Consider the following 19,476-nt stretch of genomic DNA (forward strand, 5'->3'; position numbering starts at 1 on the left):
AAGGGATGAGATCGGCGAAATTAGATGTATTTTTGCAGACATTGGCGAAAGAACGGCGCGGGAGACGATTTGCGGGCCCGTCGGAGCGGCTGTCGAACGAGCCATTGACAGGCGTGTGGCACGCATCAAGGCTCGAATATCCGCAAGACGTAGAAGAATCGTCAGGGGGAACGCTTATGACGGTTCTTCGTGCGTGTCGAAATGTTGAAAAAAGTTTAAAAAATGATTATGCTGAAACGAAGAGCTTGCTAGCGGAAGGTTGGAGGAAAGCAAAATGAAAAAGATTACGCTCCAGATGATCGCGGATCGGTTAAGCGTGTCCAAAGCGCTCGTATCCAAGGCGCTTGCCGGAGATCCGGCGGTCAACGAGGGCACCAGAGAGACGATCTGGAAAACGGCAGAGGAGATGGGCTACCGGTTCCGCAGCGCCAGGCGCTTCGGCCCGGACGCGCAGCCGGGGATCATGGCGGTGCTGATGCCGAGAGCTTATCTGGACGACATGGAGTATTGGGGCAACGTGATCCAGGGGATCGAGCAGGAGCTGCTCCGGCACAACTTCAGCATGCTGCTGTCGAGCATCGACATCTCGCTGCCGCCCAAGGACGGGCTGCTGTCCTCGATCGACGACCATCAGGTGAGCGGGGCCATCGCCATGGGCCATCTGCCCGACAGCTATATCGAGGCGCTCAAGGCAAAACAGTTCCCTTTTATTTTGGTAGACGCCAGCCGTCTTGATCCCGAGGTCGATCATATTTTGGCCAACAATTACCTCGGCGCCTACGAAGCGACTGCGCATCTGCTTGAAGCAGGTCATCGCAGGCTGGGATTCGTGGGAGACGCGGATACGTCCTGGAGCTTCCGGGAGCGGTACCGGGGATTCCGGGAGTCGGTCGCGGACTTCGCCGCTGCGCGCGGAGCGGACGTCGAGACGCTCGTCATCGGCGGCATCGGCGTCAGCGGCAACGGGATGTACACGGCTCCCGAGCTCGACGAGCAGATCCGTGATGCCGTGCGGAGCGAGACGCCGGTCACCGGTCTGTTCTGCGCCAACGACCTGTGCGCGTTGGAGACGCTGAAGCGGCTGGGGACGCTGGGCGTCGGCTGCCCGGACGATCTCTCGATCGTCGGCTTCGACGACCTTACGCTGACCAAGCTGATGCGGCCTAATCTGACGACCGTGCGCGTTCCCAAGTCAGCCATCGGCGCCCGCGCGGCGGAGCTGATCGTGCGACGCATTCAGGATCCCGAGCTCGTACCCGAGCTCGTGCTGCTCTCGACGTCGCTGATCAAGCGCGACTCCGTCAAGGACATCCAGCACGTCCCCGAATCGGCCGAAGCTCGCCCATAATTAAATAGCAAGGCAGGACCCTGCGTCCTTCGCCTCGGCGAAGGGCGCTTTTTGTTGCCGCCATTAAGTCTCCGCTTACCTTGTCCGTACGCTAAATAACTACCGCACTACCTACGCACAGCCCACCTGAACACAGCCCACCTGAACACAGCCCACCTGAACACAGCCCACCTGAACACAGCCCACCTGAACACAGCCCACCTGAACACAGCCCACCTGAACACAGCCCACCTGAACACAGCCCACCTGAACAAAGCCCGCCTGCACACAGCCTACCTACATGCATCCCAGCCACTCTATATCTCTCGAATCTGGCTCCTCAACGGATACCCAAGCCCTTATTTTCTATCAAACTCGCTTTAAACGGCGACTTGCGGACACAGGATCCTTTATCGGCACGTTTTCTCGCTTCAGCTGCATTTCAACCAGCGAATAAGCGCTCTCCAGTCCGCTAGGCCTCGAAAAAGGCATGCGAATGAATATATAGCGGACTCACGGTCCGCGATGGCGATGTGGGGCGGCAAAAAAATAGGCGCTATGGAGGGGGCGGTTTCGGTCATCCTGGGCAGCTACAGAGAGAGGGATGCATATTAACAAAGGATTTAAACCTTTTAATTATACAAATATAAATTTAATATAAATAAATTAAATAAAAATGTTGAAGAAAAAATATACGTGTGTTAAACTCTGGAACTGAAAGCGGTATCATCATCATTTTCCATAGGGGGATTTATCGATGAAAAAAGGTATAACGCTGGCGGCCGCGATCGCGACGCTGAGCATGATCGCTACCGCGTGCGGGGGGAACGACAACGGCGGCAACGCTTCGCCTTCCGCGAGCGCCAGTTCGTCCGCTCCGGCGAGCGCGACTGCGAGCGCTTCCGCATCTGAATCTGCGTCTGCGTCTGCGTCGGCCGATCCGGCTGCGGATATCAGCGGCACGATTACCTTCCTGACCAACCGGACGGACATGGTGGACAAGGAATACGTGGACTACGCCAAGCGCTTCAACGAGAAGTACCCGAACGCCAAGATCGAATTCGAAGCGGTCACGGACCTGGACAAGACCACCAAGGTCCGCCTGTCCTCCGGCGAATATCCGGACGTCCTGCTGATCCCGACGATTCCGAACTCGGATCTGCCCAAGTATTTCGCGCCGCTCGACGATCTGGGCTTAAACGACAAGATTTACTTCAGCGACTACAAGTCCTCCGGCGGCAAGCTGTACGGCATTTCCGCAGGCGCTACCACGACAGGCATCGTTTACAACAAAAAAGCGTTCGCCGACGCCGGCATCACGGCGATTCCGAAGACGATCGACGAATTCTACGCAGCCGCCGAGAAACTCAAAGCCAAAGGCATCGTGCCGCTGGCCTCCAACTTCAAGGACCAATGGCCGCTGTATCCGTGGGCGTCCGAGGTGCCGATCTCGATCGCCGGCGACAAAAACCTGAACAACGACCGCGTCAACGCCGACGCCCCGTATGCCATGGACAATCCTTACGGCCAAGGTCTCACGATCATCCGCACGATGTATGAAAAAGGCTACCTGGAGCCGGACGTCAACTCGACGAACTGGGAGCAGTCCAAGAAGGATATCGCAAGCGGCAAGTTCGGCATGTACATGCTCGGCAACTGGGTCATCCCGCAGGTGATCTCGTCCGGTACGACCTCGGACAACGTCGGCTTTTTCCCGCTTCCGTACGACAACTCCGGCAAGACGAACGCGCTGCTCGCGCCCGACTGGGCTTACGGCGTCAACAAGGACAGCAAGCATCTCGAGACGGCCAAGGCGTTCGTCAAGTGGATGCTCGAGGATTCCGGCTTCGACGACTTCGCGGGCTTCATCCCGGTGCTGAAGGACAAACAGGCGAACATGGCACAGTTGACCGAATTCCAGAGCTACGGTGCGACGACGATCGAAGCAGCCGCCGATTCTGAAGAATCGACCGCGGTCGTCAACAAGGCGCAGATCGTCAAGGAAGCGATGGTGCAGGAATTCGTGCTCGCGAAGGATCCGCAGAAGGTGCTGGACGAGTACAACAAAAAGTGGGCTGCGGCCAAGAAGGCATTGGCCAAGTAAGCGTCGGCCAAGTCAGCTGAACGCGCATCGAGCCGCGTGCCGCGCACCGCCGGACAACGAGGTTTTTTCGAAGATAGAGCCGCGCGCCGGACGAATTACACGAATTTTCCGTGTAATTCCGCTCCGAGCGGCGTGTGGTGGGCGAGTTACACGGATTTTCCGCATAACGACGCTACCGGCCGCGCGCGGCCGCGATCGATGCACAGATAGAATCCGGGGTGGGAGAAATGAACGGTTTAAGCTATCAGGCTCAAAAGAGAATCATACTGCTCTGCTTCATGTCCGTACCGCTGGCGCTGCTCGCGCTGTTCACCTTCTATCCGGCCGTCAAGCTCGTCTGGATGAGCTTCACCGATTGGGACGGACTCGAGGCCAATCCGACGTGGATCGGCTTCGCCAACTTCGTCGAGGTATTCACGAACCGCGACTTGTTCGGCGTCTTCCTGAACCAGATTCCTTACGCCGTCGTCGGCATCGCGCAGAACGCGATCGCGATCGTGTTCGCCGTCATCCTGAATTCGAAACTCCGCGGCAGAAACGGTTTCCGCGTTCTGATGTTCCTGCCGTTCATCATGAATGCCGTCGCCGTCGCCTTTATGTTCCAATATGTGTTCGACACGACGAACGGATCGCTTAACATCCTGCTCGGCGCGATCGGCCTTGAGAGCTTGTCCAAAACGAGCTGGCTCGGCAATACGTCGCTCGTCAACTTCTCGCTCGCTTCGATCAGCATGTGGCGATTCCTCGGCTACAACATGGTCATCTACCTCGGCGCGCTCCAGTCGATTCCGGCGGACATGTACGAGGCGGCGGAAATCGACGGAGCCGGCCGCTGGCAGAAGCTGACGCGGCTGACGCTGCCGAACTTGACGAAGATCATCCAGCTCAACATGTTCCTCACGCTGAGCGGCGCGCTCGCAGTCTTCGATCTGCCGTTCGTGCTGACGAAGGGCGGTCCTGCGGGCTCGAGCGAGACCTTCCTTTTCAAAACGATCAATACGGCTTTCCAGTTCAACAACTTCGGCCTCGCCTCCGCGATGAGCGTCGTGCTGCTGCTGATCGTCGTCGTCGTGCTGGCCCTGCAGAACCTGGTCATCGGGAGAGGGGGCAGGGACGCATGAACAAGTCCGCAAGGCGCGACCCGGTGCGGTGGCTCAAATATGCCGTGCTGCTGCTCGCCTCCTTTATCGTCCTGTTTCCGCCTTATGTCGTCGTCGTCAATGCCTTCAAAAAAAGCGACGAAGGCAACGATCCGTTCGCGCTGCCGCACAGCTTCCTGAACTTCGAGAACTTCCGCATCGTCGTCGAACGCACGCATTTGTGGCACTCCTTCGGCAATACCGCCTACATCATCGCGCTGTCGCTCATCGGCAACGTCGTGCTCGGCACGATGATGGCTTATTGCCTCGGACGTCTGGAATTCAAGGGCAAGAAGCTGGTACTCGGCGCATTCCTGTTCGCGACGATCGTGCCGACGATTACGACGCAGGTCGTCGTATTCTCGGTCATCAAGTGGATGGGGCTGTACAACTCGCTGTATGCGCCGGTCATCCTGTTCATCGGGGCCGACGTCATCCAGATCTACATCTACCTGCAATTCATCCGCAACATTCCGTACGAGCTCGACGAAAGCGCGATGATGGACGGCGCAAGCCTGTTCCGCATCTACCGCTCGATCATCTTCCCGCTGCTAGGCCCCGCCACGGCGACGCTCGTCATTTTGAAGACGATCAACATTTACAACGAGCTGTACATTCCTTTTCTTTATATGCCCAAATCGTCGCTCGCCGTCGTGTCCACCTCGATCATGCGTTTCGCAAGCAACAACCAGGCGGAATGGGGCTTCATCTGCGCCATCATCCTGCTGATCATGATCCCGACCGTCGTGCTGTACCTGTTCCTGCAGCGCTATATCTTCTCCGGCGTGACGAACGGGGCGGTAAAGGGCTAGGGTGAGCGGAAAAGGGAGCTCGCGGCTCGAGGTGCTTTCGAGGGAAAGCACATAGCGGTGAAGCGGGGCCCGGCCGGCCGAAGTGCTTTCGAGGGAAAGCACATAGCGGTGAAGCGGGGCTCGGCCGGCCGAAGTGCTTTCGAGGGAAAGCGCATAGCGGTGAAGCGGGGATTCGCGGCCGAGGTGCTTTCGAGGGAAAGCACATAGCGGTGAAGCGGGGCCCGCGGCTCGAGGTGCTTTCGAGGGAAAGCACATAGCGGTGAAGCGGGGACTCGCGGCCGAAGTGCTTTCGAGGGAAAGCACATAGCGGTGAAGCGGGGACTCGCGGCTCGAGGTGCTTTCGAGGGAAAGCACATAGCGGTGAAGCGGGGACTCGCGGCCGAAGTGCTTTCGAGGGAAAGCACATAGCGGCGAAGCGGGGCTCGGCCGGCCGAAGTGCTTTCGAGGGAAAGCACATAGCGGTGAAGCGGGGCCCGCGGCTCGAGGTGCTTTCGAGGGAAAGCACATAGCGGCGAAGCGGGGCTCGGCCGGCCGAAGTGCTTTCGAGGGAAAGCACATAGCGGTGAAGCGGGGATTCGCGGCCGAAGTGCTTTCGAGGGAAAGCACATAGCGGTGAAGCGGGGACTCGCGGCCGAGGTGCTTTCGAGGGAAAGCACATAGCGGTGAAGCGGGGACTCGCGGCTCGAAGTGCTTTCGAGGGAAAGCACATGTCCGGCCATCCGCCGGCTCTTCTCTACCACACAGTTCCGGGCGGCCGCAGTGCAGCTGCTGCCCGCGCTTGACGCTTGACGCTTGACGGCGCCGCTGCGCCGGCGAACGCATTCATATTTGGAGGAGGCAATAGAATTGCCAAGAAAAAAGAGACTTCGCTCAGGATTGGCAATGCTGCTATCAGTCATGATGATCATCCCTTTATTCGCCGATCCGTTGACGGCCAGAGGCGCGACGGTCGCGGAGGGTCAGGCGGACGCGAACGGCGCTGTCGCCGCCGCGCTCTCCGTAGCGGCCGTAACCTACAAGCAAAGCAATCTGGGACTGCTCGGCCCCGAATTTAAAGTTGTCCTCGACAACTTCGACGCCGCCGACGCTGCCAAGTACAGTCGCAATCCGAGCGCGTCCGGCTCGGTCGCCTTCGCGGACTCGCCGCTCGGCGCCGAATTCGGCAAGGCGCTTCAATTTAACTATGATCTCGCGCAAGGCTATAACGGCGTCATCCTGCGCCGCGATGTCGGCAGCGCGCTGCCGCAGAACGGCGCCTGGCCGGGGCTGGCCGCGATCGAGCTGACGGTGCAGGCGGATACGCCGATCCCGAACCCGATCCTGCAGCTCAATATCGGCGATGCCTGGCCGGGCTCGTCGTACGAGGCCGACCTGAAGAAGCATGTCGGCTTCGATGCGAACAGCGCCGCGCCGCAGCATCTGGTCATCCCGATCGCGGAGTTCACGGCGAAGGGCGGCACGACGCCGATCCCGAGCACGGATAACGTCATTTCCTTCGCCATGTACATGGGCGGCTCGGGCCAAGGCAGCGTCACGCTCGACGAGGCGAAGCTCATCTTCGCCCAAGAGATCCCCGTCGACAGCTTCGACGGCTATGCCGACGATGCCGCGCTCGCGGCAGCATGGGCGCCCAACGCGAATGGCGGCACCAACGCCCGCACGCTGACGGTCCAAGGCGCGGACAAGGCGATGACGTTCGCCTACGACGCCGCATCCTTTAACAGCAAGGGCTACACCGGCGCGGTCAGGTCGCTCGCCGGCCAGGACTGGACCGGTACCGGCGCCGTGGCGCTCGACTTCACGGGCGACGGCCTCGGGCAGGACATCCTGCTCCAGCTCACGAGCGGCGCGAGCGCCTCGATGGAAGCGCACCTGGCCAACGTGCCTGGTTTCGATCCCGCATCGACAACGCAGCAGCACCTCATTATCCCCATCTCGATGTTCGCGCCGAAGTCCAGCGGCATGACGCTCGTACCCGATCAGATGAAGGGCATCGCGCTTTACGTGAACAAGACGGGGGCGGGCATTGCGGCATCCTCCAGCCTCAAGCTGGACAACGTCGTCCGCCTCGTGCCGAGCGGCTCCGAGCAGGCGGGCGGCGGCGAGGTCAAGTTCAATGAGACCAATCTGGCCGCGCACGGCAGCGACAATCTGTTGTCCGTGCTGAACGCCGCTGCGACCGTATCCGACGGCGGCCGGATCGTAGGCGTCAAGTACGAGAGCAATAAGCCGGAGATTCTGGCCAACGTCAACGGCGGCTACGTCTACAAAGGCCTGTTCCGCCAATCGGGCGCGGTGCGCGTGAAGCTGCAGTCCGTGCAGGCCGAGATTAACGGCGCGGTCAAGGAGATCGCGGTCACCGGCGAGCTCACGATTGAAGTATCGAGTCTCGCGCCCTCGGTGGACGTGCTCGATTACCTGAAGGGACTGCGCGGCCAAGGCGTGTTGACGGCGATGCACAACAAGGAGCCGAATACGAACCCGCGCGAGACGACCGACCGGCTGCTCGCCGCGACGGGCGAGACGCCCGCGATCTGGAGCGGCGACTTCCTGTACCAGGCGCGGGACGTGAACGCGCGGCAGACGATGATCGACGAAGCGATCCGCCAGTGGAACGACGGTGCGCTCGTCAACGTCATGCTGCACGTGGCGCCGCCCAACCGGACCGTCGAGCAGGAGAAGCAAGGCGCCAAGTGGGACGACCGCACGGCGACGGCCGATCAGAACGGCGTGCAGGCGTATCTCAGCGAGACGCAGTGGGACAGCCTGCTGACCGACGGCGGCGAGCTGAATGAAAATTGGAAGAAACGTCTCGACGAATATTACCGGTACCTGATTCAGCTCAAGCAGGCGGGCGTCACCGCGATGTTCCGTCCTTTCCACGAGATGAACCAGCACGTATTCTGGTGGGCCGGCAATCCCGAGCATACGAAGGAGCTATACCGGATGACGCACGACTACCTTGTCGACGTCAAAGGATTGGACAATCTGATCTGGGTATGGGACGTGCAAGACCTGCCGGCTAACTATGGCGACAGCTACGGCTACAACGCAGCGGACTGGTCGTCCTTCGATCCGGGCGAAAACTATTGGGACGTATTCGCGCTGGACGTTTACGACAGCAAGGGTTACACGCAGGCCAACTACGACCAAGCGGTCGCCGTAGCCGGCGACAGGCCGATGGCGATCGGCGAATGCTGGGTGCTGCCGACGCAGGAAGAGCTCGCGGCGCAGCCGAACTGGGTGTTCGCGATGCCGTGGGCGGGCGATACGTTCGACTACAATTCGGCGCAGAAGATCAAGACGTTCTATCAGTCGAATCTGACGCTGGCCGATACGCCGGCCTTCCAGACGCGCCGCGCCGGCACGGTCGCCATCGACGACTTCGAAGGGTATGCGGACAACGCCGCGCTGAGCGCAGCCTATACGCGGGACGCCTCCGGCGGCACGAACGCCGTCGCGCTCCAGGCTTCCCCGCTCGGGGGCAGCGGCAAGCAGGCGCTCGCGATGACGTACGACACGAACGGTCCCGACGGATACACGGGAACGTCACGCGCGCTCGATCTCGACATCACGGGCGCGAAGACGATCAAGCTGTGGTTCCAGGGCAACGGCAACAGCGGCCAGACCGTACTGATCCGACTGGCCTCCGGCGCGCCGGACCGCTGGTTCGAGTTCGACCTGCTGGATCTGCGCGGCTTCAGCGCCACCGCCAAGACGCCGCAGTATCTGGAGATTCCGATCGAAGCGTTCAAACCGCTCGCGGCAGGCGCGACCTTCGATCCGTCCAGGCTGCTCGGCCTCGGCTTCTATGTTAAGAAGCTTGGCGGCGAGAACCGCAACGGCACGATGACGATCGACGGCGTCTCGTATTCCAAGCTGGCGCCGGCGAAGGAAGCGCCGAGCTTCAAGATCGACTTCGGCAGCACGGCGTGGCAGGCAGCGGGCGGCGACACCTTGATGAAGCTGCTCAAGGCGAACACGACGCTCACAGCGCTTGGCGCAGGAACGACGGGCGCCGCGCCGTATCTTTTCCAGGTGCTGTACGACAGCAGCGACGACGAGATCCTGAAAAACGAGGGGCTGTTCTCCTCCAAGGGAATCTTCCGCAAGACGGGCACGGTCGAAGTCACGATCAAGCAGGTAGCCGTATACGCGGGCAACAAGCAGCACTACATCGACGTGAACCGCAAGGTCACGATCGACGTCGGCGCGCTGGCCGAACCTGTGAACGTGCTTAAATATCTTCAATCGCTGACAGGCAGCGGCACGCTGTCGGCCATGCATAACAAGGAGCCGAACGAACGGCCGCGCATCACGACGGACCGCATTATGGAGACGACGGGCGTCACGCCGGCGATCTGGAGCGGGGACTTCCTGTTCCTCAAGGACGACGTCGCGAACCGGCAGAAGATGATCGACGAGGCGATACGCCAGTGGAACGACGGCGCGCTGATCAACATCATGTTCCACGTGCCGTCCGCAACCCGGACGGTCGAGGAGGAGAAGCAGGGCGCGGACTGGTCCGGCAGCGCGAACGCGGTGCAGACCGACCTCGCGCCGCAGCAGTGGACCAGCCTGCTCACCGACGGCGGCGACCTGAACAAGAACTGGAAGCTGCGGCTTGACGAGTACGCCAAGTATCTGCAGCAGCTCAAGGACGCCGGCGTCGTGCCGATGGTTCGTCCTTTCCACGAGATGAACCAGCATGCCTTCTGGTGGGCCGGCGTGCCGCAGAATACGGCCGCTCTCTATCGCCTGACCAAGGATTACCTGGTGAACGTCAAGGGTCTGGACAACATGATCTGGATGTGGAACATGCAGGACTTCGACAACCGGATGAACTGGCAGGATTACAATCCGGGCAACGATTATTGGGACATCCTGACGCTGGATGCCTACACCAACGGCCTTGGCAGCAAAGGCGACGACTACTACGCCCAGATGAAGCGGTTCGCGGCGGAAGCCGGCGGCTCGGACGGTCCGAAGCCGATCGGCATCGGCGAGAGCTTTAAGCTGCTGGATACGGCGGGGTTGGCTAAATACAAGGACTACGCGATGATGATGCCGTGGGCGGACGACGCATGGGTATACAACACCGACGACGCCCTGCGTACGTTCTACAAGAACACGGTGTCGATTCTCGATACGCCGGTATTCGCCTCCACGCTCAAAGGGGGAAGCGGCGTGGAAACGCAGTCCTACAACTACGATCTGGTTACCGAAGTTTACGATTGGGGCCAGAACGTCAAGGGGCTGGTCATCGACATGGGCGTAAGCGCCAAGGTGAACGCGGCGGACATTTCCAAGAGCACGTTCGAGGTAGGCGTCCGCAACACGACGGGCACGGGCGTCGTCTCCTACGAGGGACTCCGCACGATCGTGAATGCCTATGTCAACGACACGGGTAAAATCGACGGCGCGGGTACGTCCGCGGGACGTTATGTCGTACTCGAGTTCAAGACGGGCAAGGATCTGGCCGAAGCGGCGACAACGTCCTGGGACGGCGCGGCGCGTCAGACGACGCTGCTAAATCTGGGCTACAGCGTCAAGCAGAAGAGCGCAATCGGTTCGCTTCTGCCGCTCGGCGCCAAGTACGTTCAGAGCAAGCAGACGAACCTGATCGTCGACGACTTCGAGCAGGGCACGTATACGGACGCGAACGGCGACCATACGTACAATCTGTTCGTGCCGAACGACAAGCAGGCGGGGCAAAAGTATCCGCTCGTGCTCTGGCTGCACGGCAACGGCGAGCGGGGCAGCGAAGGTCTGCTGCCGATGCTCTCCAGCAAGGGTGCGACCGCATTCGCGGATCCGGCCGCACAGGCCGCATACGGCGGCATGTACGTGCTGGCGCCGCAGTTCAGCGCGGCGCACGGCGCGCCGGACGACATCGTGGACGGCGTCACCGCGCTGGTGAAAAAGCTGCTTGCGGACGACAGCCAGATCGATCCGTCGCGGGTGTACATCGTAGGCGCTTCGGCCGGCGGCACCCGGACGTGGAAGCTGCTGCTGCAGGAGCCCAAGCTGTACGCGGCCGCAATCGCGATCGCCAGCACGACGACCGTGCCGGGCAATCTGAATCTGACGACGGCCGACTATGAAAAGGTGAAGGACGTGCCGATCTGGCTGTTCCACAGCGCGAACGACACGACAATCGACGTGTCGAACAGCCGCGCCGCAAATACGGCGCTGACCGCGCTGGGCGGCAACGTACGTTACACCGAATTCACGGGCGTCGTTCAGGACGGCATTACGTACGACGGGCATCAATCGTGGGTGCCGGTGCTGGACAACGGCATTGACGCCAAGTACGACGCGAAGCCGTTCGACTGGCTGTTCGCGCAGTCGCTGGGCGACGGCGGGCCTGTCGACCCCGACAAGTACAAGATCGCGCTCGACGACTTCTCGGCTTATGCGGACAACGCGCAGCTCTCCGGCGTCTACGGACGCAATACGAACGGGGGACAAAATACGCTGACGCTCGTCCCGTCGCCGTTCGGCGAAGGCTTGGGCAACGCAATGAAGTTCGATTACGATCTGACGAACGGCTACTCCGGCCGCTCGCGCACGGTGAACGGCTACTGGCCGGGGCTCGAGGCGGTCGAGCTGTGGGTGCAAACGGACGGCAAGGGGCAGGACATCCTGCTGCAGCTGTCGGACGGCGCTTCGTACGAGGCGCATCTGAACAATGTAGCGGGCTTCGACAAGACGTCGACCGCGCCGCAGCATCTCGTCATCCCGATCGGCGAGTTCAAGCGCAAGGAAGGCGCGGGCACGTTGAATACGAAGGGCGTCGCTTCGTTCGCGCTCTATGTGAACAAGGTAGGGAGCGCTACGGGGGGCACGGTCACCTTGGATGAAATTCAGCTGGTGTTCGGCGAAAAGCCGGTGCTGCCTGAGCTCTCGTTCGCACAAACGGAACTTCAGGCCGACGGCATCGGCAACCTGATCTCGCTGCTGAACGCGAGCGCGACGCTGCCTGCGGGCGCGAAGATCGTGCAGGCGACTTACGTATCCTCGGACGCGGCGGTGCTGCCGAACTTCGATCGCTTCGTGCCGAAGGGCGACTTCCTGAAGGAAGGGCATACGAATGTCGCGCTTACGCAAGTGAAGCTGTATCAGGACGGCACGACGTTCACGATCGACGTCAACGCGCAGCTGAGCGTCACGGTGAGCCATCTGCCTGTCGCGGTCGATGTGGTCGATTACCTGAAGAAGCTCACCGGACACGGTATGCTGTCCGCGATGCATCATGACCAGTCGTACTCGAATCCGGCCGCGAACGACGTGCTGCATCAGCGCGTGGCCAATGAGTTCGGCGTGTATCCGGCGCTGTACAGCGCGGACTTCCTGACGGGCGGCACGGTACCGTACCGGCAGAACATGATCGACGAGATCAAGCGGCAATGGGCCGGCGGCAGCCTCGTGCAGATCATGTTCCACGTCTCGCCGCCGCAATACACGGTCGCCCAGGAAACGGAAGGCAACTGGGGCGGAGACACGGCGCAGGAGACGCTGCCGAGTCCGAACCGTATTTACAGCTTCCTTTACAACGATCAATGGAAGGATCTGCTTACGGACGGCACCGCGCTCAACAACAATTGGAAGCTTCGCATGGACGAATACGCGAAGTATCTGCAGCAGCTCGAGGACGCGGGCGTGACCGTCATGCTGCGGCCGTTCCACGAGATGAACCAGCACGTCTTCTGGTGGGGCGGACGCCCGGGACCGGAAGGCAGCGCGGCGCTGTACCGGATGTTCCACGATTATATGGAAAAGGAAAAAGGGCTCTCGAACATCATCTGGGTATGGAATGTCCAGGATCTGCCGGACGACTACGGCTATGCCGACGGCGACGCCAAGTTCGACCGCTACGAGGGTCTCGACGGCGGACTCGCCGAGTATGACGCGAACGACTGGAACAGCTTCAATCCGGGCAAGGACTACTACGACATCCTGTCCGTGGACTTCTACGATACGGAAGGCTACGCAACGCGCCACTACGAGCAAGCGAAGCGCATCGCGCAGGCCGACGGCAAGCCGATGATCATCGGCGAGACGTTCGTCTTCCCGACGCAGGCCGAACAGGCGGCCCAGCCGGATTGGACGCTCGCTATGCCGTGGGGCATCCGTACCTGGAACTACAACACGAAGGAAGCGATGGCGGCTTTCTATCAGAACAGCATCGGCATCGAAGGACTGCCGCGGTTCGCGACGCGCGACAATACCGGGGAGCCGCCGGTCGATCCGGGCACGGGCAATCCCGGCACCGTGACGCCTCCGACGAGCGGCGCTAACGGCACGGCTGTCGTATCCGAAGGCGCAATCGCCGTGAAGGCGACGCCGGACGCGCAAGGCAACGTCGGGGTCAGCTTAAACGCGGACGACGTGAAGAAGGCGGCTGCCGGCGCCAAGAACGGCAGGCTGCAGATCGCGATCGATACGGGCGAAGCGTCTATCAAGGGCACGGCAACGGTCAACCTGCCGCTGCAGGCGCTGCTTGGCGCCGCAGCGGCAGGCGGCGTCGGCGAGATCGCGGTCACCGCGAACGGCGCGACGATCGTCGTGCGTACGAACGTCGGGCTGATCGGGCCGAGCGCGAAGCAGTTGACGCTCACGATCGCGAAGGCGGACAACGCAGCGCTGCCGGCGGACGCGAAGAGCAAGATCGGCGACCGTCCGGTCTACGATCTGAGCCTGACAGTCGACGGCGCGAAGCCGGCGGACTTCGGCAAGGGCGGCGCGGTCAGCGTGACGCTGGACTACAAGCCGCAGTCGGGCGAGCAGACGCACAAGCTGGTCGTGTATTACATCACGGATGACGGCAAGCTGCAGCCGGTCAAGCGGACTGTTGCAGACGCATCGGCCGGTACGATCTCGTTTGAGCCGCGGCATTTCAGCCGCTATGCGGTCGGCTATGCCGACGTAACCTTTGGCGACCTGTCGCAGGCGGCATGGGCGCGGCAAGCGATCGAAGCGCTGGCTGCGCGGCAGATCGCAAACGGCACCGGGGACGGTATGTTCGAGCCAGGCCGTCCGGTGACGCGCGCCGAGTTCCTGAAGCTGCTGCTCGAGGCGCTCGAGCTGACCGATCCGCAGGCGACGGCGTCGTTTAGCGACATTGCGTCCGATGCCTGGTATTACGGCGCGGTCGCTGCCGGGTCCAAGCTCGGCATCGTCAAGGGCCGCGCGGACGGCACCTTCGGCGCGAACGACACGATCACGCGCGAGGACATGGCCGTCATGTCGGCCAGAGCGATCGCGCTGACAGGCCGGCTGGATGGTTCAGAGGCGGCCGTTGCCTTCAAGGACCAAGCTTCGATCGCGGAATATGCGCGCGAAGCGGTCGGGCAATTGGCGGACGCCGGACTGATCAACGGCTTCGAAAACGGCACGTTCTCGCCGAAGGGCGAGACGACGCGCGTCCAAGCGGCGAACGTCATTTATAAGCTTCTCAACCGCTAACCGAACGACGCAAAGCGCGCCGGCCTCCTTCAAGGAGCCGGCGCGCTTTTTGTTGAGGATAATTCCTCCTGCCGAGGGACAATCTACAATCGCGAGCGTTGCGGAGAATCGCTTGTTTCGCTAAATTCGGACATGGACTTCGGGGTGAACCGATGAATAACTTCTCCGATCCCTTTCGCGCCAGGCGCTATCTCGCCTTTGTCAGCATGTTCGGGACGGCGCAGATTCACAAGCGCAATCCGTATACGATCGCTTTTTGGTCGACGGCCTTTCCGGGCTTCGGCCACCTGCTGCTGAACAAGTACATTCGGGGATATCTGCTGGTCTTGTGGGAGATATTTATCAATCAGAAAATCCATCTGAATCTTGCCATCGTCCATACGCTCAACGGCCAGTTCCAAGCGGCCCGGGACGTGCTGGATCCCAGATTCATGTCGCTCTATATCCCCGTTTATTTGTTCGCCATCTGGGACAGCTACCGGACGGCGGTCGACATGAACAAGGTGTACGTGCTGGCGCGCAGGGAAAACGCGAAGTTCAGCGAATTCAACATCGGCGCGTTCGAAGTGAATTATCTAGATAAACGCAAGCCATGGATAGCCGTGGTTTGGTCGATGGGCATCCCGAGCGTCGGGCAGCTGTATCTCCATCGTATCATATTGGCGACATTTATCCTGCTCAGTACCATCGTGCTCGTATACGAATCCCATGTGATTTTGGCCATGCACCAGTTCATTATAGGGGACATCCACTCGTCCGCGAGGACTGTGGATGCCCAGTGGCTGCTGTATATTCCATCCTTTTATTTGTTTACCGTGTACGACGCCTATGTGAGCACTGTTGAGAACAACAAGCTTTTCGACCATGCCTTAAGGAGCCACCTCGTCAGAAATTATCAGCCGCCAGGCGTCACATTAACGATCGGGAGCAAAGTGGACTGATGCAAATATTCGCGACGTTCGATTATTCTACCCTGCTCGAGATTGCCATTACGGAGCTGGAGGCGCATGGGGTCTCGTCGATCTACGCCGTGCCGTTGGACCTGCGCAAGGAGGAGCCGCGGCTGATGGACAGCATGCACCGGGCGGACGGGTTATCCTTTATGGACAAAGGCATGATCCTGGCGTTCATGTTCGCCACGGTAGGCGCTAGCAAGGGGTTCGTATGGACCTGGGGGCCGATCATCTGGGGACTTATCGGGGCGGGAACCGGATTCGCGTTAGGCGTCGCGATCAACGGGCTCCTCTACCTGCGGAAGCGGCGCAAAAAGAAGACCGCGTTCCTCCAGGGCAAACGCGGAGACGTCATCCTGGTCGTGACCTGCGACGAGGATAAGGCCGCGGTCGTGGCCGATATCTTGTGGGACCATAAGGCGCTTGGCTTGGCCAAAACGAAATAACCGACATCGAATCCGAGGTGACGCCATGAATGCCGGAAATTGGTTTGCCTATGCCAGCGCCGTCGCGGCCGTCGCCGCGCTGATTTTTTCGCCCAAGCGGCTGACGAGGAAGGAAATGTATGCGACGTACTTCGTCATGATCGCGCTCACGATCTATACCGATCTCTGCTTCGGACTTTTGCTCGACCTATACGATTTTATCAATCCCGACGTGTCGCTATCGGACCTCATCTTGCAGGTCGCGCTTCCGCCGACGGCCGGCGTGTTGGCATTGAACTTCATGCCGAACGGCAACAAGCTGTTCGTGCTGTATCTGGTTGTCGCCGTCGTCCTGGCCCTTTTGTTCGAATGGCTGTCGCTCAAGACGGGGTACCTGATCTATAAAGGTTGGAAACTGTATTACTCCCTTCCGGTTTACGTTTTCGGACTGTTGTTCCTGCGATGGCACCTGCGTTTTATTCGCCGATAAGGCTAATTTTTGGCGGTTACAACACTCATTCTGCCCAGCTCGATTCGGTAGCGGATGGGGCGCCAAAGTGAAGGCAAAACGGGAAGAAGCGGCCGCGGCCGTCTCTTCCCGTTTTTATTTTCAACTCATATGCGTTACTTCGCCCTCAACGCCACGGCGATCTCCGCCGCGACCTTCGCGTTGTGGTACACGAGCTGGATGTTCGTGTCGAGGCTGCTGCCGCCCGTCAGCTCCTTGATTCGTCCGAGGAGGAACGGGGTCACGCGCTTGCCGGCAATATGCTGGGCGTCGGCTTCGTCCAGCGCCTGGCGGATGACGGCTTCCATCTTGTCCGCCGGCTGGGCGTATTCGGCCGGCACCGGATTGGCGATGATCGCGCCGCCAGCCAGGTTAAGATTCCACTTGGTCCGCAGCATGGCAGCGACCTCTTCGGGCGTGTCGAGCCTGAAGTCGACGCCGAAGCCGCTCTCGCGGGCGTAGAACGAAGGGAACTCGTCCGTCTTGTAGCCGACGACGGGGACGCCTTGGGTTTCCAGATACTCGAGCGTGCGGCCGATGTCGAGAATGGATTTCGCGCCTGCGCAGACGACGGCGACGTTCGTCTGGGCCAGCTCTGTGAGGTCCGCGGAGACGTCCATGCTGTTCTCTCCGTCGCGGTGGACGCCGCCGATGCCGCCGGTGGCGAATACTTCGATGCCGGCCATCGCTGCGCCGATCATCGTGGCCGACACTGTCGTCGCGCCGATCTTGCCGGAGGACAGGATGTGCGCGAAGTCGCGGCGGCTGACCTTTTCGACTTGCGGCGAGTTGGCGAACGCCTCAAGCCCTTCTGCGTCGAGCCCGATCCGGATGCGTCCGTTCATGATGCCGATCGTCGCCGGGACGGCGCCGTTTTCGCGGATGATGTCTTCGACCTTGCGGGCCATCTCGATATTTTGCGGATAAGGCATGCCGTGCGAGATGATCGTCGTCTCCAGCGCGACGATCGGCTTGCCTTCGTGCAGCGCGTCCTGGACTTCCTTGGTCAATTGAAGATATGGGTTCATGGGATCGATTCCTTCCGCTATTAGAGTGGGGTACATTAAATTTGCGCGTTGCGGATGGCCTCGGCCAGCCGTTCTTCGTTCAGGTGCTCGGAGGAGGAGCTCGCGGTCTCGAGCGCGATGCGAGCGGCTGCGAGTCCGGACCGGCAGGCGTCGGCGAAGGACTCGCCGCGCAGCACGCCGTAGGCGACGCCGGCGAGAAACGCGTCTCCCGCACCGGTGACGTCGACGACCTGGACCGGGAGCGCGGGGAGATGAATGCCCCCGTCCGGTCCGGCGCAGTAGGCGCCGTGCTTGCCGAGCGTAATCAGGACATGACCGGCGCCGCGTTCCAGGATTCGGCAGGCGAGCGCCGCCCATTCCGCCTCTCCCTCGTCGGCCGGCCGCCCATCGCTGTCCTCGCCGGCCAACTGGCGCGCTTCTGCCAGGTTGGGGAACACGGCCGCGATGCCGTCCAGCCTGTCCGGCAGCTTCTTCGCCTTCTCCGGCGAGATCGGATCGACGAATAGCGGGAGCCCGGCATCGCCGCAGCGGCGTGCCAGCCAAGCAAGGCTGCTCGCCGGCAGATTCGCGTCTGCCACGACCAGCTTCGAGGCGGCGATGTGCGGCCACTTTTCCTCGAGCGTCTGCGGCGTGATCCGCTCGTAGATCTCCATATCCGCGAAGGCGATAAACATCTCTCCGTCCTCGTCGAGAATGGCGGTATAGCTGCCTGTCTTCTCGCCGCCAAGCACGAGGGACGGGCCGATGTCTACGCCCTGGCTCGACGTCCGGTCGAGCAGCCAGCGGCCCGCCTTGTCGTCGCCGACCGCCGTCAGCAGCGAGACGTTCGCGGCAAGCGCGGCAAGGTTGGCCGCGATGTTGCGCGCGACGCCGCCGCAGCTCTCCGCGACTGCGACGGGATTGGAGGCGCCGAGCCGCAGCGGCTGCTTGCCGCGGGCTTTGCTGTCCAGGTTCGCGCCGCCGATGCAGAGCACGGATCCTTCTTCGGCGAGCACGTACGCCCGTCCGCGAATGCTGCCCTTGCGGGTCAGCGCCGCGACATACCCCGCGACCGCACTGCGGGAGATGCCGATCGCGTCTGCGAGCTCCTGCTGACTGACGAAGGGATTGCGCCGGATGAACGACATAATCTGTTGCTCGCGATCCATAGGCAGCTCCTTCTTTTTAAACTTATGTTTATATTATAAACAAGTGTCTGCAAACTGCGCAACCCGGAAACTGCTGTAAGTAAGCAAGCATTGACGAGCGGCCCTGCAGAAAACTATAATCTGTAGTGTGAAGGGTGTGTAGAACATGAAGCTGCAAAATTTCAAATTTCACGGCAACGGCCTGGAGCGATTTTTCGGCCCGCTCGAAGCTAGGATCATGACCGCGCTATGGGACGCGGAGGGCGAGCTGACGATCAAGGACGTGCAGCAAGCGCTGAACAAGGATAAGGAAATGAGCTTCAATACGGTGATGACGGTAATGAACCGGCTGGTGGATAAAGGAATATTGAGCAAAAAGGCGGTTTCTAAATCCCATCGTTATCGTCCTGTCCTCACCCGGGACGAATTTCTCGAGGCACAATCCAAGGAGCTGACCTTCGAGCTGGTGCAAGAGTTCGGTTCGCGGGCCGTCGTGCATATGGTCGATGCCTTGGAGCAGGTCGATCCCGATCTGCTGGACCAGTTGGAGCGGCAGCTCAAACAACTTAAAAAGGAACGATAATC

The 19,476-nt window shown here is 60.7% G+C and carries 12 protein-coding genes; 9 read left to right on the forward strand and 3 right to left on the reverse strand.

Annotated features, from left to right (window positions below; translation table 11 throughout):
- The first annotated feature begins 274 nt into the window (after positions 1 to 274).
- Positions 275 to 1,348, forward strand: coding sequence for a LacI family DNA-binding transcriptional regulator (locus ACFOTD_RS28685; protein ID WP_378123386.1), 1,074 nt, complete (start codon positions 275 to 277; stop codon positions 1,346 to 1,348).
- A 107-nt stretch (positions 1,349 to 1,455) separates the two neighbouring features.
- Here ACFOTD_RS28685 and ACFOTD_RS28690 read toward each other — a convergent pair whose 3' ends face one another.
- Positions 1,456 to 1,617, reverse strand: a complete 162-nt coding sequence (locus tag ACFOTD_RS28690; protein WP_378123387.1) for a pentapeptide repeat-containing protein — start codon at positions 1,615 to 1,617, stop codon at positions 1,456 to 1,458.
- A gap of 467 nt (positions 1,618 to 2,084) precedes the next feature.
- Here ACFOTD_RS28690 and ACFOTD_RS28695 point away from each other — a divergent pair, with 467 nt between their 5' ends.
- The 7 genes from ACFOTD_RS28695 to ACFOTD_RS28725 all read left to right on the forward strand — a co-directional run bounded on the left by ACFOTD_RS28695 (position 2,085) and on the right by ACFOTD_RS28725 (position 16,718).
- A complete protein-coding gene (locus tag ACFOTD_RS28695) occupies positions 2,085 to 3,431 on the forward strand; it encodes an ABC transporter substrate-binding protein (RefSeq protein ID WP_378123388.1) in 1,347 nt (448 codons plus the stop codon).
- Positions 3,432 to 3,658: 227 nt separating this feature from the next.
- Positions 3,659 to 4,552, forward strand: a complete 894-nt coding sequence (locus tag ACFOTD_RS28700; protein WP_378123389.1) for a carbohydrate ABC transporter permease — start codon at positions 3,659 to 3,661, stop codon at positions 4,550 to 4,552.
- Positions 4,549 to 5,382, forward strand: coding sequence for a carbohydrate ABC transporter permease (locus ACFOTD_RS28705; protein ID WP_378123390.1), 834 nt, complete (start codon positions 4,549 to 4,551; stop codon positions 5,380 to 5,382). The genes ACFOTD_RS28700 and ACFOTD_RS28705 overlap by 4 nt, the downstream gene beginning before the upstream one ends.
- A gap of 846 nt (positions 5,383 to 6,228) precedes the next feature.
- Positions 6,229 to 14,850, forward strand: a complete 8,622-nt coding sequence (locus ACFOTD_RS28710; RefSeq protein WP_378123391.1) for a glycosyl hydrolase — start codon at positions 6,229 to 6,231, stop codon at positions 14,848 to 14,850.
- Between the two features lie 152 nt (positions 14,851 to 15,002).
- Complete coding sequence (locus tag ACFOTD_RS28715) at positions 15,003 to 15,791, forward strand: hypothetical protein (protein ID WP_378123392.1); 789 nt, start codon at positions 15,003 to 15,005, stop codon at positions 15,789 to 15,791.
- Positions 15,791 to 16,249: a hypothetical protein gene (locus ACFOTD_RS28720; protein WP_378123393.1), complete on the forward strand. Its 459-nt coding sequence runs from the start codon at positions 15,791 to 15,793 to the stop codon at positions 16,247 to 16,249. The genes ACFOTD_RS28715 and ACFOTD_RS28720 overlap by 1 nt, the downstream gene beginning before the upstream one ends.
- Positions 16,250 to 16,274: 25 nt before the next feature.
- The gene (locus tag ACFOTD_RS28725; protein ID WP_378123394.1) at positions 16,275 to 16,718 is read left to right on the forward strand and encodes a CBO0543 family protein; all 444 of its coding nucleotides are present in this window, start codon (positions 16,275 to 16,277) and stop codon (positions 16,716 to 16,718) included.
- 134 nt (positions 16,719 to 16,852) lie between these two features.
- Here ACFOTD_RS28725 and ACFOTD_RS28730 read toward each other — a convergent pair whose 3' ends face one another.
- On the reverse strand, positions 16,853 to 17,764 hold the full coding sequence (locus ACFOTD_RS28730) for a pseudouridine-5'-phosphate glycosidase (RefSeq protein ID WP_378123395.1): 912 nt from the start codon (positions 17,762 to 17,764) through the stop codon (positions 16,853 to 16,855).
- Positions 17,765 to 17,799: 35 nt separating this feature from the next.
- Positions 17,800 to 18,912, reverse strand: a complete 1,113-nt coding sequence (locus tag ACFOTD_RS28735; protein WP_378123396.1) for a carbohydrate kinase — start codon at positions 18,910 to 18,912, stop codon at positions 17,800 to 17,802.
- Between the two features lie 145 nt (positions 18,913 to 19,057).
- On the opposite strand from ACFOTD_RS28735, the gene ACFOTD_RS28740 reads away from it, so the two are divergent.
- The gene (locus ACFOTD_RS28740; protein ID WP_378123397.1) at positions 19,058 to 19,474 is read left to right on the forward strand and encodes a BlaI/MecI/CopY family transcriptional regulator; all 417 of its coding nucleotides are present in this window, start codon (positions 19,058 to 19,060) and stop codon (positions 19,472 to 19,474) included.
- Positions 19,475 to 19,476 lie beyond the last annotated feature (2 nt).

This window comes from Cohnella sp. GCM10012308 (genome assembly GCF_042649185.1).
Classification (GTDB): domain Bacteria; phylum Bacillota; class Bacilli; order Paenibacillales; family Paenibacillaceae; genus Cohnella.